Here is a 22,778-nt window from a genome sequence, read left to right as displayed (position 1 = left end):
CGGTTGGTGACCTGATCGCTGCCTGGTTGGAGAGCAAGGACCCGCAGTCTCCCGCAGGCGAACTCACCGCTGACGAGCGCAGCGTCTCCCTCGGCACCTGGCGTGACTACCGAGCGCAGTTGACCGACTACATCCTCCCGAGGCTCGGGTCGAAGGCGCTGACGACGCTCGCGTCCTCAGACATACGGCGAGCCTTCGCGGACATCGCGCAGCAGACCTCCCGCCGTGGCGGCACCCTCTCCTGGTACCGCCAGCGCAACATCTGGCGGGTCTTCAGCATGGTCCTCACCGCAGCGGAGCGCGCTGGCTACATCGCTCGTAACCCCATGCGCAGGATGCGTGCTCCCTCTGCTCCCAACGTCCGCAACGCGGCGGACAGCGCAGTGATCGAGTCACCTCGCCTTCGAGCGCTGAGCGCTGAAGAGGTACGCAGGGTCATGGCTCACGCCGAGACGCTCGGAACCCAGGCACTCGTGCGCTGGCACCTCGGTCTGTATGTGGGTCTCCGGCAGTCGGAGTGCCTCGGGATCGTCTGGGACAACGTGAAGGTCTCCCGCAACGAAATCCTCATCGACCGGCAGTTGTACCGGCAGGCGTGGATGCACGGGTGCGATGACGATTCGTGTGGTCGTCGTCCTGCCTCGTGTCCGAGCCGCCACGGTGGAGGTCTGCGGGTTGTGCGGACAACCAAGACCAACCAGATTCGTACGGTCCCGATCACGGACGACATCGCACAGGGTCTGAGCAACCTCTATGAGGAGCAGCAGGAGCAGCGTGCGGAGGCGGGGGAGCGCTGGCAGGAGCAGCGGGACTGGAAGAACTTGGTCTTCCGTCGTCCGTGGGGTGCTCCCATCTCTCCCTCGGATGACTGGAGACAGTGGCAGGAGATGACACAGACCGTCTTGGGTCGCCGCGCCAGGGTCCATGACGCACGACACTCCAGCGCGACCCTCATGATCGATGCCGGAGCGCCGCTGACCGCCGTCCGCGATGTGCTCGGACACAGCCGGATCGACATGACGAGTAGGTACGTCGGCACTGCGAGCGAGGCTGCACACGACGCCATCAGAGCCGTGACCCGCTCGCTCAGCGGTCGAGGCTAGAAGTCGTCAGGCGGCTCGTTGTACTCGCTGGTGGACAGCCACCCGTCAGACACGAGACCGAGATGGTCACGTAGCGCTTCCTGAACCTTCTCGGGTCGATCACCGAAGAGGTGCTCCACTGCGTCCTCGGTCTCCCAGCGCCTGAAGCCTCCCCAGTTGAAGCCGTCCTCTGACTCTCTGTCGAGCCACAGGTGTTGCTCCGGTCCTTCGAACTCCTCAAGGAACTCACGCATGAGGACGTTCATCGCCTCATCGAGTTCGGTGAAGGTGCCACCGGACCACTCGTAGTCACCTTCCGCGATGTTGAAGCCGCCTGAACCGACCTCAGGCTGGTCCTCGAAGGTGAGGAGTCCCTCCTCCGGGGTGATGAGGTAGGCAACGTCCTCCCACTCGAACCGCAGATGACCGAGCACGCGCCACTCCCGCTCCCAGTCGAACGCGTACGACCCAGGTCGCACCATGTCGATGAAGGGGGTCAACTCGAAGAAGCGGCTGTCTTCGTTGAGCGCGCGGAGCCGGTCTGCTTCGTGCAGGAACGCCTCCCACGTAGGGGTTCCGTGGTTGATGTACCAGACGCGCTGTCCGCCTTGGTCGCGGATGAAGTCCCTGTGGAAGACCACGCCGAACTGCGACTTCCGTGCCGTGATGCGACCGAGTTCGTTCGCAGGAGCCTCCGTGAGGCACACCGCCATGTGCGTAGCGGCGAGTTCAGGTCTCTTGTAGACGAAGCCGAACGGATTGCGAGCCTCGACGCATCCCTGAGTGAGGATCGAGGCGAGTGCCTCCCCGCTGCTGGTCATATGGATGAGGTAGGACGACAGGTCTCCGGCGTCGGGGTACTGCACGGTGCCGAGGAGTTGCTTCGGTACCTCAGGTGTCTGTGCCACCACTGTCCTCCTGCGCGCTCGGGTGCATCACAGAGAGTGCCAGGCTGGGGTCCGCAGCGGGGGTGGACGAGGGTGCTGGCGAGTGTCTCCAGACGGTCTCCAGCGGGCGCCTCGGTGCACCTTGATCAACAAAACCGTCTCCGTAACTGTCTCCACTGTGCACCTGTGACGGTGCAGACGGAGATCACAAGTAGCCTCTGACCTGCGAGGATGGGTGACGGACGCAGGCTTGCATACAGCCGAAAGCGACGGTCTTGAAAACCGTTAGTGCGGTGACCCCGTACTCAAGGGTTCGAATCCCTTGCCCTCCGCCCACGTGCGACGTCCTCGTGGACGGCGACGAAGATCGAGTACGGCGTGCCCTCGGGGTCCGGCTCGAGGTCGGCGTACTCCTGGAGCAGGTCGCCCAGGCGGCGATGGAGCTGCTCGTAGGCCTCGGAGCCCAGGCGCACGCCCAGGCGTGAGGCGACCACGGACGACGGCGGGGCCTCGGCGACCTCCTCGAGGAACGTCTCGATGAGCAGCCGGCTGCCCGCCTCGCCGATGTCCGTGCGCCAGGACTTCTTGGTCGCGCGGTACGGGATCTCGCGGGCTCCGCGGGCGCCGCGCCGCTCGGCCTCCGCGGCGAGGAACCCGCGTGCCGCGAGCGTGCGGACGTGGTGGTAGGTGGTCGCCGGGTCCTTGCCGAGGCGCTCGGCGATCTGCTTGTTGGTGAGCGCCTCGTCGAGGCACAGCCGCAGGATGCGCATGCGGACCACGGACGCGAGCGCACGGGCGTCGGCGTCGACCTCGGCGTGGGAGCTCACGCGCGTCACCGTAGCCGGGCGCGGACCGCGAGGGCACGCTCCGGAAAGAGTGATTGACAAATCCCAATCAGTGACGGGATCCTCGCCACCATGACGTCGCCGACCCCGGGCCCCCTGGCGCCCGACTCCACGCCCAACCCGGCCCGGCGCGTCTCGCTGGTGCACCACCGCGACTTCCGGTGGCTCTGGCTCGGCGACGGCCTGGGCCAGGCGGGCGCCCAGCTCGCGTTCCTCGTGCTGCCCGTGTTCGCCGTCACCCACCTGCACGCGACCGAGTGGCAGATGGGCCTGCTCACGGCGGCCGAGACCGCCGCGTTCCTCGTCATCGGCCTGCCGGCGGGCGCCTGGGTGGACCGCATGCGCAAGCGGCGCACCCTGATCGTGGCCGACGTGGTGCGCGCTGCCGTGCTGGCGGTCGTGGTCACCGCCGCGCTCACGGGCCACGCCTCGATGCCGCTCCTCTACGGTGCCGCCCTGGTGATGAGCGCCGCGACGGTGTTCTTCGACGTCGCGCACCAGAGCTACGTGCCGGGCCTCGTGGGGCTCGAGCACGTCGTCGAGGGCAACTCGAAGCTCCAGGCGACCCAGTCCGTCGCGATGGTCGCGGCACCCGCGCTGGGCGGCGCGCTGCTGCGGGTTCTCGCGGCGCCCGTGCTGCTCGCCGGGACGGTCGTGACCTACCTGGTCAGCGCGGTCGCCGTCGGGCGCATCCGGCACGTCGAGCAGCTGCCGTCGCGTGAGGACCGCAGGCCGCTGCGCAGCGAGATCGCCGAGGGCCTGCGGTTCGTGGTGCACCAGCCGCTGCTGCGCCGCATCGTCGCGTGCACGGGCCTCGGCAACTTCTTCGGCGCCGCGTCGGGTTCGCTCACGGCGCTGTACGTGCTGCGCACCCTGGGCCTCGACGAGTCGGCGCTCGGTCTCATGCTCTCGGCCTCCGCCGTGGGCGGCCTGCTCGGCGCCGTGACCTCCGAGCGCCTCGCGCGCGCCCTCGGGGAGGCGCGCATCATCCCGATCTCCGCGGTGCTGTTCGCCCCGGCCCTCGCACTCACCCCGCTCGCCCAGCCGCTCGCCGCCGTCGGCGTCCCACCCGCGGCGGTGCTCGTCGTGGGCGGCTTCCTCGCGAACGCGGCGATCATCGTCTACAACGTCGCCCAGGTGAGCTTCCGCCAGCGCGTGTGCCCGCCCCGGCTGCTGGGCCGGATGAACGCCTCGGTGCGGTTCGTCGTGTGGGGGACCATGCCGCTCGGCGGGCTGCTCGGAGGCTGGCTCGGCACGCAGCTGGGCGTCGTCGCGACCTTCTGGGTCGCCGTCGCGGGGACCGCCGTCGCGGCGCTGCCCGTGGTCGTGTCGCCCATGCTGCGCATGCGCGAGCTGCCGGGGCCCGACGACGGCGCCCGCGGCCTCGCCCCGGTCGCAGCCGCGGAGGGGCCTCGCTAGTTTGGCGGGCATGCCCGTCCCGGTCGACGACGGCGAGCAGGCCCGGCTCGCTGCACTCCACGAGCTCGCGCAGCTGGACAGCCCGCGCGAGGAACGCTTCGACCGGGTGGTGCGCCTCGCGCAGCGCCTGTTCGGCACGTCGTCCGCGTTCGTCTCGCTCGTCGACGCCGACAGGCTCTACTACAAGGCCGAGGTGGGCCTCGGCGCCGTCGAGGCGCCGCGCCTGGACTCCTTCTGCACGGTCGTCATCAGCGAGCCCACCACCCTCGTCGTGCCCGATGCGCGTACCGACCCGCGGTTCGCAGACAACCCTTACGTGCTGGGCGCCCCGAACGTGCGCTTCTACGCGGGTCACCCGATCACCTCGGCGGGCGGCCATCGCATCGGGACGCTGTGCCTCCTGGACACCGAGCCGCGCGAGTTCAGCGAGGCCGAGGCCCACCTGCTCCGGGACCTGGCCCTGTGGGTCGAGAAGGAGCTCATCACCGAGGACGAGCTGCAGCGCGCGGGCCAGGTGCAGGCGAACCTGCTGCCCCGCACGGTGCCTGTGCTCCCGGGGTTCGAGCTCGCCGCGCAGTGCCTGCCCGCACGCCAGGTGGGCGGGGACTTCTACGACTGGCAGGTGGTGCCGGACGGTTTCGTCCTGACGCTCGCCGACGTGATGGGCAAGGGCATGCCGGCGGCGATCGTCGCCGCGACGGTGCGCGCGGTGCTGCGGGCCTCGGGCCGCCGGCTGAGCGTCGAGGAGGCGCTGCGCGGCGCCGAGGAGGCGCTCGAGGAGGACCTCCAGGCGGCCGGCTCGTTCGTCACGTGCGTGCGCCTGCACGTGGACCCGGCGAGCGGCGCGGTGAGGTACGCCGACGCGGGGCACGGTCTCACGCTCGTGCTGCGGGCCGACGGCGCCGTCGAGCGGCTCGAGCCGACGGGCGCGCCGCTGGGACTCTCGTTCGAGGAGGTGCGGCAGGGAGCGTCGACCTCCCTGGGGCACGGCGACCTGCTCGTGAGCTTCAGCGACGGCGTGCTCGACCTCTTCGACGGCACCCTCGCGTCCGTCGACCGCACGCGTGAGCTGCTCGACGGCGCGACGGGAGCGCGGGACGCCGTCGACAGGCTCCTCGCGGCTGCGCGCCGCCATCCCGACAGGCCCGACGACGTCACCGTGGTCGCCCTCGCCCGGCGGCCCGCATGAGGCGCCGGGCCCTGCTGCGCGCGGTGGTGGTGCTCACCGCGGTGCTGGGCGTCAACTACGTGGCCTGGCGCTGGCTCGAGTCGGTGAACTGGTCGGCGTGGTGGATCGCCGTGCCGCTGGTGCTCGCCGAGACGTACAGCCTGGTCGACGTGCTGCTCTTCGGCACCACCATGTGGCGTGTGCGCGTCAGGACGCCCCCTGCGCCGGCCCCACCCGACGCGACCGTGGACGTGCTCGTCACCACCTACGACGAGCCGGTCGAGCTGGTCATGGCCACGGCCCGAGCCGCCCTGGCGATCCGGCACCCGCACCGCACGTGGGTGCTCGACGACGGCGCCCGCCCCGGGCTGCGTGCCGCCGCCGAGGCCGAGGGCATCGGCTACCTCGAGCGCGGCGCCGACTGGGCGGACCGCCCCCGGCACGCCAAGGCGGGCAACCTCAACAACGCGCTGCTGCGCACCGACGGCGAGTTCCTCCTGGTGCTCGACGCCGACCAGGTGCCCGCACCGGAGATCCTCGACCGCACCCTCGGCTACTTCGCCGACGACGGCGTCGCGCTGGTCCAGACGCCCCAGCACTTCACCAACGTCACCGAGGCCGACCCGCTCGGCAGCCAGGCGCCGCTGTTCTACGGCCCGATCCAGCAGGGCAAGGACGGCTGGGAGGCCGCGTTCTTCTGCGGGTCCAACGCCGTGCTGCGCCGCGAGGCGCTCATGCAGCTCGGCGTCGTGGGGTACGTGCGCGAGACCGAGCGCGCCGTGCGCGACGCCCTGCGCACCGGACGACGGCTGCTCGCGCGGGCGCGCCGTCGGGCCGGGACCCCGCGGGAGACGGCCGCGCTCGAGGCTGTCGCGGCGGCCGTCGACGACGCGCTCGCGGCCGTGGACCGCGGCGACCCGCTCGGCGAGGTGACGTACGCGTTCCGGCGTCGGGTCGACGAGGTCGCGACGGCCGACCTCGCGGCCGACCTGGTCCAGATCCGCGCCGACCTCGCACGGATCACCGGCGGGCCGGCGATCGAGACGGACGTCGAGCTGGGTGCCGTGGTGGTGGACGACGACGCGCTCGAGCGCCTCGCGCAGCGCGACCTGTCGCCGGTCCACGCCCTGACCCAGGTGCGCGACCTGGTGGCGGCGGTCGACGTGGGGCGCACGCACGAGGCCCAGGCGGTGATGCCGATGGCCACGGTCTCGGTGACCGAGGACATGGCCACCGCGATGCGGCTGCACGCCCTCGGGTGGCGCAGCGTGTACCACCACGAGGTGCTCGCGCTCGGCCTCGCGCCTGAGGACCTGCCCACGGCCATGACCCAGCGGCTGCGCTGGGCCCAGGGGACCCTCCAGGTGCTGCTGCGCGAGAACCCGCTCACCGTGCGCGGCCTGCGGCTGGGCCAGCGGCTCATGTACTTCTCGACCATGTGGAGCTACCTGTCCGGCTTCGCGGCCGTGGTCTACCTCGCGGCGCCGATCATCTTCCTGTGCTTCGGCGTGCTGCCGGTCACCGCGTGGTCGGCCGACTTCTTCGCGCGGTTCATCCCGTTCTTCCTGGCGAGCCAGCTCCTGTTCGTGGTGGCGGCCCGAGGCGTGCGCACCTGGCGCGGTCAGCAGTACAACCTCGCCCTGTTCCCGCTGTGGATCCGGGCCACGGTCACGGCGGCCGCGAACGTCTGGTGGGGCCGGCCGTTGGGCTTCGCGGTGACGCCCAAGGTGCGCGGCAGCGCCGCGGGGGCGTGGCGGCTCGTGCTGCCGCAGCTGATCGCGATGGTGCTGCTGGTGGTCGCCGCCGTGGTCGGCCTGGTGCGGGCCGGGCTGGGTCTGTCGCCCTGGCCCGGGACCGCGGTGAACCTGCTGTGGGTGGGGTACGACCTCCTCGTCCTCAGCGTGATCGTGACGGCGCTGCGCTACCGCGGCTACGTCCCCGAGGAGAGGAGCCCTGCGTGATGGAGGTCCGACGCGAGCTGCCGAGCCCGACGACGGCCGTGCTGACCCCCGTGGGCCGGCTCACCATGACCGCCGCGGGCGGGCTCACGACCGCGGTCGAGCAGGCTCTGGCCACGGGCCGCACGCTCGTGGTCGTCGACCTCGCCGAGACGACGTTCCTCGACTCGTCCGGGCTCGGTGCCCTGGTGGGCGGGCTGCGCCGCGCGCGCGAGGTGGGCGGCGACCTGCGCATCGCACGGGCGGGCGACCAGGTGCACGCCGTCCTGCTCCTCACGACGATGGACCGTGTGCTGCGGCCCTACGAGACGGTCGACGATGCCCTCGCCGCCGGCTGACGCGCTCCGCACGGTCGAGGGCTGCGCCGGCCCCGAGTGCCTCGACCGCGTCGCGGCCGCCGTGAGCGGGCTGTGGGAGGCGCAGGCCGAGGTCACGGACGCCGACAGGCTGCTGTTCGAGACCGCAGTGGTCGAGCTCGTCGGCAACGTCGTGGAGCACGCCGCCTCGACCGCGCAGGCCACGGTGCACCTCGGGGCGTCCGCGCAGCACCTGTGGGTCGAGGTGCACGCTCCCGGGCCCGAGGTCGAGGTGGACCTCGACCCGCCCCTGCCGCCCGACGACGCTCGGTCGGGGCGCGGCATCCCGCTCGTGCGGCGCACCACGCACGAGCTCACCCTCGAGCGGGACGACGGCGTCAACGTGTGGCGCGCCGTCCGCCATCTGGGCGCGGCCGCCTGGGGATGGTGACCAGGGACGTTCGGGCCTCCGCGGCGCGTGCGACGCACCTACCGTGTGCGGGCGCGACGAGCCCGGGAGGTGGCGCATGGCCGACCCACGCGGCTTCCTGCGGACCAGGGAGCGGGAGCTCCCGCCGTCGCGTCCGGTGCACGTGCGCGTCCTCGACTGGCGCGAGGTCCAGCAGCTGCGGGCGGGCGACACGGAGCACCTGGCCGTGCTCCAGCGGCAGGCGAGCCGCTGCATGGACTGCGGCGTCCCGTTCTGCCACCACGGCTGCCCGCTGGGCAACCTGGTGCCGGACTGGAACACCTTCGCGTGGCGCGGTCAGTGGGAGCACGCCGTCGACCGCCTGCACGAGACGAACAACTTCCCCGAGCTGACCGGCCGGCTGTGCCCGGCCCCGTGCGAGAGCTCGTGCGTGCTCGGGATGACCCAGCCGGCGGTCACGATCAAGCACGTCGAGCTGTCGATCGCCGAGGAGGCGTGGGACCGCGGTCTGCTCACGCCACAGGTGCCGCAGTGGTCGACCGACCGCACGGTCGCGGTGGTCGGCTCGGGCCCCGCGGGCCTCGCGGCGGCCCAGCAGCTCACCCGCGCCGGCCACACCGTCGTCGTGCACGAGCGCGACGACGCCGTGGGCGGTCTGCTCCGGTACGGCATCCCCGAGTTCAAGCTCGAGAAGCGGCACCTCGACCGGCGCCTGGCGCAGATGGCGGCCGAGGGCACGGTGTTCCGCACCGGCGTCGCCGTGGGGACGGACGTGACGTGGGCCGAGCTGCGCGCCCGGCACGACGCCGTCGTCGTCGCGACCGGCGCGACGGTCCCGCGCGACCTGCCCGTGCCCGGGCGGGAGCTCGCGGGCGTCATGCCCGCGATGGACTACCTGGTGCCGGCGAACCGCGTGGCCGTGGGTCGAGGCGCGCCCGGCGCGCCCGTGGCGACCGGGCTCGACGTCGTCGTGGTGGGCGGAGGGGACACCGGCGCCGACTGCGTGGGCACGGCGGTACGCCAGGGCGCGCGCTCGGTCACCCAGCTCGAGATCCTCCCGCAGCCGCCGCTCGAGCGGCCCGCGCACCAGCCCTGGCCCACCTATCCCGCGCTCTTCAAGGTCACGAGCGCGCACGAGGAGGGCGGCGACCGGGTCTACGCGGTCGCGACGACGGCGCTGCTCGGCGACGCGGACGGGCACGTGCGGGCGCTGCGGCTCGTCGAGGTCGAGCTGGTCGACGGCCGTCCGACGCCTGTCCCCGGCACCGACCGCGAGCTGCCCGCGCAGCTGGTGCTGCTCGCGATGGGGTTCACGGGCCCGGAGACCGAGCACGTCGGCGGGCAGCTGGGCCTCGCCGTGAGCGACCGCGCGACCCTTGCACGAGCCGACGACTTCAGCACCGAGGTGCCGGGGGTGTTCGTCGCGGGTGACGCGGGCCGTGGTCAGTCGCTCGTGGTCTGGGCGATCGCGGAGGGGCGTGCGGCCGCGGCGGCCGTGGACGCCTACCTCATGGGATCGACGGGTCTGCCCGCCCCCGTGCGCGCGGGGACCGTCGCGATGCGGGCCTGAGCCCGCCCACCACCCCGGTGGGATGAACCCGGGTCCACCCCAGGCACGACGTCGGGCCTGGCCGGTTCCTCCGGGGGTGCGATGCCTCGCCGCCCGCCCGCGCGGCAGGCTCGGAGCATGGAACGCACGACAACGGCGGACGAGACGTGGGCGCTCGGCGCCGCAGCGGGGCCCCGGCGCGTGACGGCGCGGCCCGGCCCTGTCCACCACGTGCGTGACCTGCTGCTCGCGGTGGCCGCCGCCGTGCTGCTCGCCGTGGGCGGCGGGGTCGTGATGACCGGGGGGCTCATGTCCTCCGACCCGGCCGTCCCCACCGTCGGGGGGACGGCCGAGCCCTGAGGGCCTGCGGAGGCACGCTGCAGCTGACGGCGGCGCCCCTGCGGCGGTGGTCCTGACGCCGGCCGACGCCGCCGCGTCGTGGTGGACGCGACGGCGCCGACCGTCCGGGAGCAGGGCCCGCGCCGGTGGCGCGCGGTGCTCACGGCCGGCTCCGACGTCGTCGTCGGCCGGCGGCCGGGAGGTCGAGGACGGTGACCCCCCGGAACGCCGTCTGAGTACGTCCACCCTGCCCAGGGGGCTGCGGAAAGCGCAATCCCGAAGTCGGCGTGAAACGCATTCACGTGCCGTCCCGCGTTTCATCCCGGCCTCCGGGCGTGGCCCGAGCCCGCACGGCGAGTCGGGTGGCGAGAGCGGTCGTCCGCGCGCGACGCTCCGACGGTCGTCCTACGGGTCGTACCCTCGGGCGCGCCAAGATGGGCGCATGTCGCGCACCGTCCCCGACGAGGACTCCCTCGAGCCCGTCGGCCTGATCCGCCAGTCCGGCACCGTGCTGCGCATGGGCAAGGCGATGCTGTCGTCCGGCACCGGCAGCTACCGCGTCAAGACGGCGATGCAGCAGGTCGCGCACGCCGTCGGGCTCGACAGGCACCAGGCCCACGTGACCCTCACGGAGATCACCGCGACCTCCCACCGCGGGCCCATCTTCCGCACCGAGGTGGCCGAGGTGCGCTCGATCGGCGTCAACTCCCACCGCCTCGCCGAGCTCACCGACGTCTGCAACGGGCTACGGCCGGGCGCGGACGTGGACGAGGTCAACGCCGAGCTCGACCGCATCGAACGGCTGCCCCCGCTGTACCCCGCACTCGCGAACGCGCTGTTCGCGGCGATGGCGTGCGGTGCGTTCGCGTACCTCAACGACGGCGGTGTGATCGAGGTGCTCGGGGTGTTCCTCGCCGCGGGGGCCGGGCAGTTCACCCGCCGCACGTTCCTGCACCGCCACATCAACCAGTTCGCGGTGACCATGCTCGCGGCGGCCGTCGCGTGCCTGGTGTACCTGGGCTTCGTGCTGCTGCTCGACGCCGTCGCGGGCGGGGCGGGCTCGAGCCACGAGGCCGGCTACATCTCGGCCGTGCTGTTCCTGGTGCCCGGCTTCGCGCTCGTCACCGGCGCGCTGGACCTCGCCAAGCTCGACTTCTCCGCCGGGGTCGCACGCACCGTCTACGCGCTCATGATCCTCACGGCGGCGGGCCTGAGCGTGTGGGCGGTCTCGTGGGTCGCGGGCCTGAGCCCGGACGCCGTACCGGGGTACGAGCTGCCCTGGCTGCTCCAGCTCTTCCTCCGCCTGGTGGCGAGCGCGCTCGGCGTGCTGGGCTTCGCGCTCATGTTCAACTCGCCCGTGCGGATGGCGCTGGGTGCGGCGGGCATCGGCATGGTCGCGAACGTGCTGCGCCTCGAGCTGGCAGACCTGGGCGTCGCGGTGCAGGCCGCCACCATGGTCGCGACTCTCGTGGTGGGCCTGCTCGCGGCGTGGGTCGCACCGCGGCTCAAGGTGCCGCGCATCACGGTCTCGGTGCCCGCCGTCGTGATCATGGTGCCGGGTGCCGCGGCCTACCGGGCCGTCGTGGGGCTCAACAACGGCGACGTGGACGTCGCGTTCTCGGCCGGGGTGCAGGCGGTGTTCGTGGTGATCTCGATCGCCGTGGGCCTCGCGGTGGCGCGCATCCTCACCGACCGCGCGTGGGCGTACGACCGCTGAGGCGCTGCTGCCCGACGGCGTCCCGCAGGTGGTTCGGGCTGGCCGCGTGGCTCTGCTTTGCGGCCCGCTCCGCACGGCGGGTACCCTTCAGTCCACTTGGAGACGTCGCATAGTCAGGTCTAGTGCGCGGCCCTGCTAAGGCCGTGAGGGGGGCAACCTCCTCCGTGGGTTCAAATCCCACCGTCTCCGCTCCTCGCAGCCCCTCGTGGGATGCGATTCGTCCGGACGGCGGTGGGGCATGTATCCTCGTCGACGGTCCTGACGCAGGTCACCGACCACGCGCCCGTAGCTCAACGGATAGAGCATCTGACTACGGATCAGAAGGTTGGGGGTTCGAATCCCTCCGGGCGCACAGATCGAAGGCCCCTCACCTCGCGGTGGGGGGCCTTCGTCGTCGATGGGGTGGGATGCCCTTGCCGCTCGCCAGGACCGCTAGGTGATCCGGCCGGGAGAGTCGCGCCCGTGGGCACCGCGCCCGCCGGACGCCCGCCCGGACGTCCGTCGCCGGTCCAGGATCGCGCGCGCCGACAGGATGAGCTCCTCACGGTCCGGGAGCACCACGCTGTACGGGCCGTACACGCCCAGTGCGATGTCGGCTGCCTGCTCGGGTTCGGTGATGGCCAACCGGTCGAACAGTAGCTGCAGGTCGGCCTGATCCTTGCCCGGCCGGTAGGACGCCATCTTCATGGCCAGCAGGTGCTGCGGGGACGCGGTCGCCACCGCGATGCCCTCGATGTCCAGGGGCACCGCAGCAGTGTCGCCGCCGGGGATGAACGCCGCGACGGAGTTGTTCAACCAGTCCCGTGGCAGGCCGCGCTCGGCGGCCAGCACGTGCGCCTCCTCCCGCACGGTGGTCTCCGGGTGGAAGACGGCGTCGACGTCCGCGGTGACCCGCCGCGTGTCCATCTCGAGCGCGATCGCGGCACCCCCGACGACGTACAGGGTCGCCTCGACGCCCTTCGCGTGCAGGCGCCGACCGAGCTCGGTCAGCAGGTCGTGAAGCTCGGCCGCGGTGAGCTCGCGACGGGGACCGGCCATCAGACGACCTCCAGGGCGCGCTCGTCGAGCCAGATGCCGTGCGCGGCGAGATCGACCGGGGTGCGCTGCATGGTGCGTGCGGTCAGGACCGGGTCGTAGACCGGGAACCACCAGGAGTCCAGTGGCCGCGTGCGGGTCCACTCCGGGGGGCGCAGGCCGGCCTTGCGGCAGGCGCGGGCGATGCTGGCGGCGACGAGCGTGTCCCAGCGATGGTCTCCGGTGCTGGCCGGTTCGGCGAGGAACGCGGCCCGGTCACCCGGGTCGGTCAGGTTGCCGAACTCGGAGAGGGCGCGGCCGAGCAGTCGCAGCGCGAAGTCGGTGTCGCCGCGTTCGAGCTCCTCGCGGATGGCGTCCGCGGCGTCGCCGGCGGTCAGCCAGGTTCGGTGCGCGGGTGGGGTGGGCGTCTCGCGCGTGGCGAGTGTCAGGCCGAGGGCGGACAGGACGGCGATGACCTTGCCGAGCTCGGCCCGGTCGTGGCCCTTCTCGAGGGCGACGAGCCACTGGCGGCCGACGCCGGCGCGCTCCGCGAGCTGGGCCTGCGTGAGCCCGCGAGCGCGGCGGGCGGCGCGGATCGCGGCCGCGGTGTCGGCAGCGCTGCGGGTGGCAGTCACGTGGGCCTCCTCTCCTCCTCGTGACACCAGACTACGCAATGTCGTCGTTCGACGACATCTCGCTGGCGTGCGGCGGGCGCGCCTGGGTCGGCCGGGTCAGGTCGTTGTTCATCCGCGGGTCCCTGCCGGGCGGCCAGCCCATGGCGCATGATCGGAGGTGAGCCGGGGCGACGTCGTCGTCCGGGCGCGCGGAGGGTGACCCGCGGATCCCGCGGGCGGTCCCGCACGGGAGCGGGGAGGTGCGAGGGGCGTGACCGTGGAGCAGGTGCAGGGTGAGGTCCCCTGGGCGCGCACTCCCGACGAGGTGCTGGGCCGTCTCGACAGCCACGAGCGCGGCCTCTCCGGGGCCGGGGCGGGCTCCCGGCTCGAGGCCCACGGCCCCAACCGCGTGCCCGGCCGTCCGCCCACGCCGTGGTGGCGTCGGCTGCTGGCGCAGGTGCAGGACGTCCTGGTCTACGTGCTGCTCGCCTCGGCCGCGCTCAAGGCCCTGCTGGGCGAGTGGGTCGACGTCTGGGTGATCGCGGCCGTGACGGTGATCAACGTCGCCGTCGGGCTGGTGCAGGAGGGGCGTGCGCAGCGCGCGCTCGACGCGATCTCGGCCATGGTGCCCACGCGCGCGCACGTGAGGCGCGACGGCACGTGGGCAGAGGTGGACGCCGACTCGCTGGTGCCCGGCGACGTGGTGCGCGTGCGCTCGGGTGACCGCGTGCCCGCCGACGTGCGGCTGCTGCACAGCGCGAACCTCCAGGCCGACGAGTCGGCGCTCACGGGGGAGTCCGTCGCCACGAGCAAGTCCGTCGCGGCCGTCGACGCGCGCGCGGCCCTCGGTGACCGCACCTGCATGCTCTACTCGGGCACCCTCGTGACGGCCGGGACGGGCGTCGGCGTCGTCACCGCGACCGGGACGACGACCGAGATCGGCCGCATCGAGGAGATGGTCGCCCAGGCCGACGTGCTCACCACGCCCTTGGCGCGCGCCCTCAACCGGTTCGGCACGCAGCTCGCCGTCGGGATCCTCGTGCTCGCCGTCGTCATGGTCGCGGTGGGCGCGCTCGTGCACGGGTGGGCACTCGGGACCCTCGTCTCGGCGGCCATCGGCTTCGCGGTCGCCGCCGTGCCCGAGGGGCTGCCCGCGCTCGTGACGATCACGCTCGCGCTCGGCGTGCAGCAGATGGCGCGGCGGCGCGCGATCATGCGCCGGCTGCCGGCCGTCGAGACCCTGGGTTCGGTCACGACGATCTGCTCGGACAAGACCGGCACCCTCACCCGCAACGAGATGACCGCGCAGCTCGTGCGCACCGCGGCCGCCGAGCTGCACGTGACGGGCGGCGGCTACGCGCTCGAGGGAGAGGTGCGCGCCGACGACGGCGTCGCGGTGCGGGTCGCGGACCGCGGCGACCTGGACCTGCTCGCGCGGGTCATGGCGCTGTGCAACGACGCGCACGTGACCCGGGCCGACGACGGCACGTGGCACCTGGCTGGGTCGCCCACCGAGGGGGCCGTGCGCGTGCTCGCCGCCAAGGCCGGCTTCGACGGTGAGGGCTGGTCGCGGCGGGCCGTGCTGCCGTTCGAGTCCGACACCAAGTACATGGGCGTGGTGGTCGAGGGGCCCGACGGCGGCTCCGAGCTGCTGGTCAAGGGCGCCCCGGACCGTGTGCTCGCGCTGTGCACGCGGCAGGTGGGTGCGGACGGCGACCCGCAGCCGCTCGACGCCGACCTGTGGCGTGCGCAGATCGACGCGATCGGGACCCGCGGGCTGCGCGTGCTCGCAGCGGCACGCGCGTCCGGCCGGACGCACGGGTCCGACGACGACGCGTTGCGCCCCGAGCACCTCGTCGACCTCGACCTGGTGGGCCTCGTCGGCATCGCCGACCCGCCGCGTCCCGAGGCGGTGGCGGCCGTCGCCGAGTGCCGCGCGGCGGGCATCGACGTCACGATGGTGACCGGCGACCACGCGGGCACGGCACGCGCGATCGGACGCGAGCTCGGCATCGTCACGGATGCCACCGTGGTGCTCACGGGCGCCGAGCTCGACGACATGGACGACGACGCGCTGCGCGCGGTGGTGCGCGACGCGCGCGTCTTCGCGCGCACGAGCCCCACGCACAAGGTGCGCATCGTGCGGGCCCTGCAGCACCATGGGCACGTGGTCGCGATGACGGGCGACGGCGTCAACGACGCCCCCGCCCTGTCCCAGGCTGACGTCGGCGTCGCGATGGGCGTCAAGGGGACCGCGGCCACGAAGGAGGCGGCCGACGTGGTGCTCGCCGACGACAACTTCGCGACCATCGAGCACGCGGTCGAGGAGGGGCGGCGGATCTTCGACAACATCCGCAAGTCGGTGCTGTTCCTGCTGCCAGCCAACGGCGCGCAGTCGCTGGTGATCCTCGTCGCCGTGCTCGCGGGCTTCACGCTGCCGCTCGCACCCGCACAGGTGCTCTGGATCAACATGGCCGTCGGCATCACCCTGTCCCTCGCGCTCGCCAACGAGCCCGCCGAGCCCGGCCTCATGCGGCGTCCGCCGCGTGACACCGACGAGCCCCTGCTCACGCGCGCGATGCTGCGGCACATCGTGGCCGCGTCCGTGATCATCGGGGCGGCGGCGATCGGGCTGTTCGTGTGGCAGACCGAGCAGGGCGTGCCGCTCGCCGAGGCGCGCACCGCGACCGTCACCGCGCTCGCGGTGACGCAGATGGCGTACCTGTTCTCGTCCCGCTTCCCCGACCGGTCGAGCCTCACGCCCGCGGTGCTGCGCGGGAACCGCAGCGTCTGGTGGTCGTGCCTCGCGCTGCTCGTGCTCCAGCTCGCCTTCGTCTACCTGCCGTTCCTCCAGGGTGTCTTCGGCTCGGTGCCGCTGGGGCTCGAGCAGTGGGGAGCGGTCCTCGTCCTGTCCACCGTCGTCCTGCTGCTGGTCGAGGCGGCCGGGGCGGCGCTGCGGGCGCACGAGCGGCGAGGCGCCCGGCGCCCGCAGCCGTGAGCGTCAGCGCCCGGACCGCGCTGCGACGTCGTCGGCCGCGGTGCCCTCCGGTGCGCTGTCGGTGACCTCGGCGACGTGAGCCGAGGCCTGCGCGTCACCCCGTCCGCCGCGGGTCGCCCACAGGCTCGTGGCGGTGACCACGCCGAGCACCACGACGATGACGGCGAGCGAGACCGGGGTGGGGATCTCGGGCGTCTGGGGCCACAGGCCGTGCGCCCAGTGGAGCACGAGCTTGACGCCGATGAAGCCGAGGATCGTCGCGAGGCCGTAGCCCAGGTGCACGAGCTTGCTGAGCGCGCCCTGGAGCACGAAGTACAGCGCGCGGAGGCCGAGCAGCGCGAAGGCGTTGGTCGCGAACACCAGGTACGGGTCGTTGGTGATGCCGTAGACCGCAGGCACGGAGTCGACCGCGAAGACGACGTCGGTCGCGAACACCGCGGTCACGACGACGGCGAGCGGCGTGAGCATGCGGCGGCCGCCCTCGCGGACGCTCAGGCGCGGGCCGCGGTAGTCCTCGGTCACGGGCATGAACCGGCGGATGAGGCGCACGGAGCGCATCTGCGAGACGTCGACGTCGTGGCCCGTACCGCGCAGCTGGTCGCGCAGGATCTTGACGCCCGTCGCGAGCAGGATCGCGCCGAACAGCAGGAACGCCCAGCTGACGTTCGCGAGCACCGCCGCGCCCAACGCGATGAAGATGCCGCGCAGCACGAGCGCGCCGGCGATGCCGAACAGCAGCACGCGCTGCTGGAGGGCCGCAGGCACGGCGAACGCCGTCAGCAGCAGCATGAAGACGAAGAGGTTGTCGACCGAAAGCGACTTCTCGACGAGGTAGCCCGTCAGGTACTCGACACCGGTCGTCGAGCCCCAGCGCTGCCACACCCACGCACCGAACGCGAGGGGCAGGGCGATGTAGAAGACGCTCCAGCCCACGGCCTCGCGCATCGACACCTCGTGCGGGCGCCGGGTGATCACGAAGTCCATGACCAGCAGACCGAGGACGGCGGCGATGGTGGCGCCCCAGAGCGTCGGCGTCGCGATGCTGGTGAGTGCGGGCTCCGCCGGGGTGGCGGCGGGCACGAGCGCGTGGATCGAAGGCAGCACGGAGTCTCCAGTGGGTGGCTCCGAGGTCTCCTTCGCCCGCTCCGTGGAGCGGACCACCGCCCGAGGTCGCGGGTGCGCCGTAGTGACCGGGTCGGTGCGGGGAAGTACTCCCCTCGTGGCGCACGAGCATACGTGCAGATCCGAGACCTGTCGCGCAGGGGTTTGACGACGGGCGGCGTGATCTCGTTCACTCCTTCCCATGGACGACCCTGACAGTCCCGACGGCCCACCGCCGCGCAGCAGCGCCCCGACCTCGCAGGCGGTGAGGCCGTGATGGACGTCGAGACCCTCCTCAACATCGGTCTCGTGCTGCTGTTCGTGCTCATCGGTGGCGTGTTCGCCGGTACCGAGATCGCCCTCGTCTCGCTGCGCGAGAGCCAGGTCAACCGCCTCGCGACCGAGAGCGCGCGCGGCGCGCGGGTCGCCTCCGTCGCACGCGACCCCAACCGGTTCCTCGCCGCGGTGCAGATCGGCGTCACGGTCGCCGGGTTCTTCTCGGCCGCCTACGGGGCCTCGACGCTCGCGCCGGACTTCGTGCCGGGTCTCGAGGCACTCGGCCTGCCGCGCGGGCTCGCGGAGACCCTCTCGCTCGTGGTGCTGACCCTGGTCATCGCCTACCTCTCGCTCGTGCTCGGCGAGCTGGTCCCCAAGCGGTTCGCGCTCCAGCGGGCACAGACGGTCGCGCTGCTCGTGGGCCCGCCGCTCGACCGCTTCGCGACCCTCATGCGTCCCGTGGTGTGGCTGCTCTCGGTGTCCACGAACGCCGTCGTGCGCGTGCTCGGGGGAGACCCGCACGCCCGCTCGGAGGAGATGTCCGAGGAGGAGCTGCGTGACCTCGTGGCCGCGCACGAGGGTCTCGCCGAGGACGAGCGGCGCATCCTCAACGACGTCTTCGACGCGGCCGACCGGCCGCTGAGCGAGGTCATGCGGCCACGCGGCGACGTGACGTTCCTCGCGGCGGACCTGACCGTCCGCGACGCGTCCGTGGTCGTGCTGCAGAGCCCGTACTCGCGCTACCCGGTGACCGGCGAGAGCTTCGACGACGTCGTGGGGTTCCTGCACGTGCGCGAGCTGCTGGGGGCCGACCCGGACGCGCACGTGCGCGACCTGACGCGCGACCTGCTCTACCTGCCGGCGACCAACCACGTGCTCCCGTCGCTGTCCGAGATGCGCGCGCAGGGCGTGCACATCGCCGTCGTCGTCGACGAGTACGGCGGGACCGACGGCATCGTCACGCTCGAGGACCTGGTCGAGGAGCTCGTGGGCGACATCCGCGACGAGTACGACGTGCAGGAGCCCACGCGCGTCGCGCGGCCGGGCGTGCGCGACGTGGACGCCGGGATCACGATCGAGGAGTTCGCCGAGCAGACCGGCGTCGAGCTCGCCGACGGTCCCTACGAGACCGCGGCGGGCTACGTCGTCGACCGGCTGGGCCGGCTCGGCGAGGTGGGTGACGTGGTGCCGGTGGACGGTCACGAGCTGCGCGTCGCCGAGGTCGACGGTCGGCGGATCCTGCGGCTCGAGGTGCGCGAGCGCGCGGTCGAGGGCTGACGACCGGCGCAGGCGGCACGGCGTCAGCCGTCCGTGCGCCCGACCCGCCGCGCGACGACGTCGGCGACGGGGTGGCCCAGCTCGAGGCCCCGGCGCTCGAACTTCGTCAACGGCCTGTGCGGCGGACGCGGTGAGAACCCGTCGTGGTCCACCGAGAGCTCGGGGTGGGCGCGGAGCACCTCGAGCATCTGCTCGGCGTAGGGGGCCCAGTCCGTGGCGCAGTGGAGCACGCCCCCCGGCCGCAGGCGCGAGACGAGCAGCGCCACCCGCTCGGGCGCGATGATCCGACGCTTGTGGTGGCGCGTCTTGGGCCACGGGTCGGGGAAGAAGACGTGGACGGCGTCGAGCGAGCCCTCGGCGACGTGCTGCCGGAGCAGCTCGAGGGCGTCGCCGTGGGCGAGCCGCACGTTGCCGAGCCGGCGGTCGCGGATGTGCTGGAGGGTGCTCGCGAGCCCCGGGACGTGCGCCTCGACGGCGAGGTAGTCCCGTGCGGGGTCGGCGGCCGCCATCGCGGTGACGGCCTCGCCCATGCCCGAGCCGATCTCGAGGACGAGAGGGGCGGTGCGGCCGAAGAGGGCGCGTGTGTCGAGCACGCCGTCGGTGTCGAGGGGAGGTGGGTCGGCAGGGTCGTGCACCGAGAAGCCCCACCGCGGCCACAGGGACTCGAGGGCCTCGGCCGCGGCCGCACCGAGCGGGCTGCGGCGCGGGTGGAAGGTCCGTAGCGGCGCGTGCGGGCGAGTCGGGTCCTGCCGGAACCGCTGCGACGCCGCGTCCACCGGGCCTCCTCTGGTCGAGCACGCACGCTATCGCCCGGACGGCGCTCTCGGGGCCCACGCCCGTACCGCTACAGTCCCTGTGCCCGGGCTCGGCGTCGCGCTCGCGCACCTCCGCCGAACCGATCCGAAGGACCCTCCATGACCCGCACCGCCCGGACCGCCGCGCGCACCCTCGTGGTCGCCGGCCTGCTCGCCACCACCGTCACCGGCTGCTCGCTCTTCGGCCCGGGTGACCCGGTGCGGGACGACGAGACGGGTGAGATCACCGAGGCCTCCGACGCGAGCGTGTTCTCGATCAAGGTCGGCGACTGCATGGACTCCAGCACGCTCGCGGACGAGGTCGAGTCCGTCCCCGCGATCCCGTGCGGCGAGCCGCACGACACCGAGGTCTACGCCGCGATGGAGTTCCCCGAGGGCGACTACCCGGCCGATCTCGAGGACCAGGCCGACGAGTTCTGCTACGGCGAGTTCAGCACCTTCGTCGGGATGGCCTACGAGGACTCGGAGCTCGACTACACCCTGCTCTACCCGCAGGAGGAGGGTTGGACAGCGCTCGACGACCGTGAGGTCACGTGCCTGCTCCTCTCGGCCGAGCCGGTCACCGGGACGCTCAAGGGCGCGGCGCGCTGAGCCGAGCGCGCACCCAGGTCGCTACCGCGTCGAGGTAGGCGGTGCGCGCGGGCTCGGGCGACAGCGCGAGGTCGTGGACGCCGCCCGGCACCTGGACCACCGTCACGTCCGGGCCGAGGAGCGGGGCTCGCTCGAGCATGTGCTCGACGGCCAGCACGCTGTCGGTGCGGTCGAGCGCGTCGTGGAACCGGTCGTGCGGGCCCGTGGCGTCGCTCGTGCACACGAGCACGGGCACGTCGATCGCGAGCCCCCGGGCGACGGCGCGGTGCCCGCGCCGCACGCTGCGCATCCAGCCCGCGCGCACGCCGAAGCCCTCGTGCGGCTTCCACGCGAGGTCGTAGTCCCACGTCCCGCCCGTGTCCCGGTGCAGGTGCCGGCCGTAGAAGGGCGCGATCTGGCCGACGACGACGTACGGGGCGAACCGGCCGAGCACGTCGATCAACCGCGTGCTCACCACGCGGTCGAACCACCCGCGGTTGAGCTCGAGCCACGGGCTGTTGAGCACGAGGCCGTCGACGACGCCGCGACCGCGTCGCGCGTGGGCCCACAGCGCGGCGACGAGCCCGCCGGTCGAGTGGCCGTTCACGACGAGGCGGTCGTGGCCCTCGGCACGGATCAGGGCCGCGACCCGGTCGAGCTCCTGGCCGTGCAGCGCGAGGTCGCGCACGTAGTTCGGCCGCTGGTGCGGCAGCAGGGAGCGGCCGTGCGTGCGCAGGTCGACCGCGTAGAAGTCGTAGCCGAGCGCCGTCCACGCGTCGGCGAGGTGCGTCTGGAAGAAGTAGTCGACGTAGCCGTGCACGTAGAGCACCGCGTGCCGGCTCGTGCGCGGTCCCGTGTGCCGGATCACCGTGGTGACCGCGGCCCCCTGGTCGTCGTCGGGCAGGGTGAGGACCGTCTGCTCCCAGCCGTCGCCCAGCACGTCGGGCTGCCAGGCGGGCCCGCCCGTCGTGGTCATCGTGCGGCCTTGACCGCCAGCACCGGGCACCCGGCCTCGAGCAGGATGCGCTGGGAGTTGCTGCCGAGCAGCAGCTTGCCGACCGGGCTGCGGTGCCGCAGGCCGATGACGATCATCTCGGCACCGGCGGCCCGGGCGATCTCGACCACCTCGTCCGCCGGGTCCTTGCCGCGGACGAGCTGACGGACCTCGTGGGGGACGCCGCTCGCGGCGAGGGTCTCCTCGAGCGTCGCGATCTCGGCGTCCGAGGCGAACGTCTCCTCGGGCGGGTCGCTGCGCGCCGACACGTTGAGCACCAGGAGGTCCTGCCCGTGCGCACGGGCCTCGACGACGGCGCGCGCGACGGCGGCCTCGCCCTCAGGGGTGGGGGTGAACCCGACGACGATCGGCACGGCTCGTCCTTTCCGCGGCGGCGACGTTGCTCATGCCGATCATGCCACCCGGGACCGCGCCCGGTGCCTCCTCAGGACGGGCGGTCGCCGTCGGGCCGCGTCGTGTCGTCGGAGGCCTCGGCGGGCGCGTCGTCCTGCACGGGCGACGGCGTCGTCTCGGCGGTGGGACCGTCGCCGTCGGTCGACGGACGGTCGGCCTCGGCCGACGGCGTCGGCACCTCGGGCGAGGCGGGCGGCGCCGGCGGGACAGGCGGTGCGGGCGGGACGGGCGGTGCCGGCGCAACCGGCGCGGCGGCCGACTCGGCCACCGACGGCGTCTCGGGGCCGCCCGGGTAGGCGACGGGGGCCGGCCCGTAGGCCGTCGCGGGTGCGACCGCGGGGCCGCCCGACCTGCGCGAGCGCAGCACGAGGAACAGCACGACGGCGGCCACGAGCAGCAGCGTCAGGATCCCGCCGCCGATCAGCAGCAGCGACGAACCGCCCGCGAGGGCACCCAGCGCACTCGCCTCCGCGCTGCCGCGCGCGTTGATCGGGGTGACCTCGCCGGGTGCGGCGACCCATGTGACCGTCGTGCCCTCGAGCTCGCCGTCGTGCTCGCTCACGGCACCCGGGAAGGTGAGGGCGACGCTCACGTCGAGGTCGTCCGTCATGCCGGGGATCATCTCGTCCGCACCCTCGGTGAGGTCGAGCTCGCCCGTGACGACGAACTCGTCGCCCTCGCGCGTGATGGACAGCGACTCGTCTCCGGCGAACGCGTCGAGCGGCTCGCCCTCGAAGGTCATGGTGCTGCCCACGAAGTCGCCGTCGTCGTACGGCTCGGCGGTCGCGCCGTCGGGGCTGTCGGCGAGCATGTCGTCGCGCATCTCCTGCGCCATCTGCTCGGGGTCCATCTCGAGCGACTCCGCGAGGTCTCGCGAGACCGCGAAGACCATCGTGCCGTCGATCGTGTCGTCGGGCTGGAGCTCGAGGTCGAGGTTCATCTTGAGGCAGCCGGACAGGGTGACCGCCAGCACGCCGACGAGGGCCAGGGCCTTGAGGGGACGCATGCGCATGG

Annotated in this window: 21 protein-coding genes and 2 tRNA genes; 14 read left to right on the top strand and 9 right to left on the bottom strand. The window is 72.9% G+C overall.

Translation table 11 applies throughout. The features are described from left to right. Positions 1-119 precede the first annotated feature (119 nt). Positions 120-1,103, top strand: a complete 984-nt coding sequence (locus GXB85_RS05320; RefSeq protein WP_161916598.1) for a site-specific integrase — start codon at positions 120-122, stop codon at positions 1,101-1,103. Here the strand turns inward: GXB85_RS05320 and GXB85_RS05315 are convergent. Together GXB85_RS05315 and GXB85_RS05310 are read right to left on the bottom strand one after the other, a co-directional pair. Next, the gene (locus GXB85_RS05315) at positions 1,100-1,990 is read right to left on the bottom strand and encodes a hypothetical protein (protein ID WP_161916597.1); all 891 of its coding nucleotides are present in this window, start codon (positions 1,988-1,990) and stop codon (positions 1,100-1,102) included. The genes GXB85_RS05320 and GXB85_RS05315 overlap by 4 nt on opposite strands. Positions 1,991-2,274: 284 nt before the next feature. After that, positions 2,275-2,796: an ArsR/SmtB family transcription factor gene (locus GXB85_RS05310; protein WP_370524014.1), complete on the bottom strand. Its 522-nt coding sequence runs from the start codon at positions 2,794-2,796 to the stop codon at positions 2,275-2,277. Positions 2,797-2,886: 90 nt separating this feature from the next. Here GXB85_RS05310 and GXB85_RS05305 point away from each other — a divergent pair, with 90 nt between their 5' ends. From GXB85_RS05305 to GXB85_RS05260, 10 genes are all read left to right on the top strand, one after another. Beyond that, the gene (locus GXB85_RS05305) at positions 2,887-4,233 is read left to right on the top strand and encodes an MFS transporter (protein WP_161916596.1); all 1,347 of its coding nucleotides are present in this window, start codon (positions 2,887-2,889) and stop codon (positions 4,231-4,233) included. A 10-nt stretch (positions 4,234-4,243) separates the two neighbouring features. Further along, the gene (locus GXB85_RS05300; RefSeq protein ID WP_161916595.1) at positions 4,244-5,422 is read left to right on the top strand and encodes a PP2C family protein-serine/threonine phosphatase; all 1,179 of its coding nucleotides are present in this window, start codon (positions 4,244-4,246) and stop codon (positions 5,420-5,422) included. After that, on the top strand, positions 5,419-7,362 hold the full coding sequence (locus GXB85_RS05295) for a glycosyltransferase family 2 protein (RefSeq protein WP_161916594.1): 1,944 nt from the start codon (positions 5,419-5,421) through the stop codon (positions 7,360-7,362). Before GXB85_RS05300 ends, GXB85_RS05295 begins: the two co-directional genes overlap by 4 nt. Continuing rightward, positions 7,362-7,697 carry an STAS domain-containing protein gene (locus GXB85_RS05290; protein ID WP_161916593.1) on the top strand — a complete coding sequence of 112 codons (336 nt, stop codon included), beginning with the start codon at positions 7,362-7,364 and terminating at the stop codon, positions 7,695-7,697. The genes GXB85_RS05295 and GXB85_RS05290 overlap by 1 nt, the downstream gene beginning before the upstream one ends. Beyond that, positions 7,678-8,106 (top strand): ATP-binding protein, encoded by a 429-nt coding sequence (locus tag GXB85_RS05285; protein WP_161916592.1) that lies wholly within the window; start codon positions 7,678-7,680, stop codon positions 8,104-8,106. Before GXB85_RS05290 ends, GXB85_RS05285 begins: the two co-directional genes overlap by 20 nt. Positions 8,107-8,182: 76 nt before the next feature. Continuing rightward, positions 8,183-9,655 carry a glutamate synthase subunit beta gene (locus GXB85_RS05280; protein WP_161916591.1) on the top strand — a complete coding sequence of 491 codons (1,473 nt, stop codon included), beginning with the start codon at positions 8,183-8,185 and terminating at the stop codon, positions 9,653-9,655. Positions 9,656-9,772: 117 nt separating this feature from the next. Next, positions 9,773-9,994 (top strand): hypothetical protein, encoded by a 222-nt coding sequence (locus tag GXB85_RS05275; RefSeq protein WP_161916590.1) that lies wholly within the window; start codon positions 9,773-9,775, stop codon positions 9,992-9,994. 421 nt (positions 9,995-10,415) lie between these two features. Continuing rightward, on the top strand, positions 10,416-11,690 hold the full coding sequence (locus tag GXB85_RS05270; RefSeq protein ID WP_161916589.1) for a threonine/serine exporter ThrE family protein: 1,275 nt from the start codon (positions 10,416-10,418) through the stop codon (positions 11,688-11,690). 98 nt (positions 11,691-11,788) lie between these two features. Continuing rightward, positions 11,789-11,879 (top strand) — tRNA-Ser (locus tag GXB85_RS05265). A gap of 90 nt (positions 11,880-11,969) precedes the next feature. Then, positions 11,970-12,042, top strand: a tRNA-Arg gene (locus GXB85_RS05260). Between the two features lie 80 nt (positions 12,043-12,122). On the opposite strand, the gene GXB85_RS05255 is transcribed toward GXB85_RS05260, so the two are convergent. Both GXB85_RS05255 and GXB85_RS18065 read right to left on the bottom strand, forming a co-directional pair. Continuing rightward, positions 12,123-12,728 (bottom strand): DUF6036 family nucleotidyltransferase, encoded by a 606-nt coding sequence (locus tag GXB85_RS05255; RefSeq protein ID WP_161916588.1) that lies wholly within the window; start codon positions 12,726-12,728, stop codon positions 12,123-12,125. Beyond that, positions 12,728-13,339 (bottom strand): type II toxin-antitoxin system Y4mF family antitoxin, encoded by a 612-nt coding sequence (locus GXB85_RS18065; RefSeq protein ID WP_370524013.1) that lies wholly within the window; start codon positions 13,337-13,339, stop codon positions 12,728-12,730. Before GXB85_RS18065 ends, GXB85_RS05255 begins: the two co-directional genes overlap by 1 nt. 250 nt (positions 13,340-13,589) lie before the next feature. Here GXB85_RS18065 and GXB85_RS05245 point away from each other — a divergent pair, with 250 nt between their 5' ends. After that, complete coding sequence (locus GXB85_RS05245) at positions 13,590-16,316, top strand: cation-translocating P-type ATPase (RefSeq protein ID WP_370524012.1); 2,727 nt, start codon at positions 13,590-13,592, stop codon at positions 16,314-16,316. Between the two features lie 3 nt (positions 16,317-16,319). Here GXB85_RS05245 and GXB85_RS05240 read toward each other — a convergent pair whose 3' ends face one another. Continuing rightward, positions 16,320-17,420, bottom strand: a complete 1,101-nt coding sequence (locus GXB85_RS05240; RefSeq protein WP_370524011.1) for a TerC family protein — start codon at positions 17,418-17,420, stop codon at positions 16,320-16,322. A gap of 273 nt (positions 17,421-17,693) precedes the next feature. On the opposite strand from GXB85_RS05240, the gene GXB85_RS05235 reads away from it, so the two are divergent. After that, positions 17,694-18,971: a hemolysin family protein gene (locus tag GXB85_RS05235; protein WP_161916587.1), complete on the top strand. Its 1,278-nt coding sequence runs from the start codon at positions 17,694-17,696 to the stop codon at positions 18,969-18,971. Between the two features lie 23 nt (positions 18,972-18,994). Here GXB85_RS05235 and trmB read toward each other — a convergent pair whose 3' ends face one another. Further along, entirely contained in the window at positions 18,995-19,747 is a 753-nt protein-coding gene (gene trmB / locus GXB85_RS05230; protein WP_161916586.1) for a tRNA (guanosine(46)-N7)-methyltransferase TrmB, read from the bottom strand. A 138-nt stretch (positions 19,748-19,885) separates the two neighbouring features. Here trmB and GXB85_RS05225 point away from each other — a divergent pair, with 138 nt between their 5' ends. Continuing rightward, the gene (locus GXB85_RS05225) at positions 19,886-20,377 is read left to right on the top strand and encodes a septum formation family protein (RefSeq protein WP_161916585.1); all 492 of its coding nucleotides are present in this window, start codon (positions 19,886-19,888) and stop codon (positions 20,375-20,377) included. Here GXB85_RS05225 and GXB85_RS05220 read toward each other — a convergent pair. The 3 genes from GXB85_RS05220 to GXB85_RS05210 form a co-directional block, all read right to left on the bottom strand. Beyond that, positions 20,358-21,332: an alpha/beta hydrolase gene (locus GXB85_RS05220; RefSeq protein ID WP_161916584.1), complete on the bottom strand. Its 975-nt coding sequence runs from the start codon at positions 21,330-21,332 to the stop codon at positions 20,358-20,360. The genes GXB85_RS05225 and GXB85_RS05220 overlap by 20 nt on opposite strands. Next, positions 21,329-21,724, bottom strand: coding sequence for a universal stress protein (locus GXB85_RS05215; protein ID WP_161916583.1), 396 nt, complete (start codon positions 21,722-21,724; stop codon positions 21,329-21,331). Before GXB85_RS05215 ends, GXB85_RS05220 begins: the two co-directional genes overlap by 4 nt. A 71-nt stretch (positions 21,725-21,795) precedes the next feature. Then, the gene (locus GXB85_RS05210; RefSeq protein WP_161916582.1) at positions 21,796-22,776 is read right to left on the bottom strand and encodes a hypothetical protein; all 981 of its coding nucleotides are present in this window, start codon (positions 22,774-22,776) and stop codon (positions 21,796-21,798) included. Positions 22,777-22,778: the final 2 nt, after the last annotated feature.

Origin of the sequence: Cellulomonas sp. APG4, from assembly GCF_009996735.1 — a bacterium.
Classification (GTDB): Bacteria; Actinomycetota; Actinomycetes; order Actinomycetales; family Cellulomonadaceae; genus Actinotalea.
The sequence above is the reverse complement of the archived record's forward strand: the minus strand, read 5'-3'. Positions and strand labels throughout refer to the sequence as shown.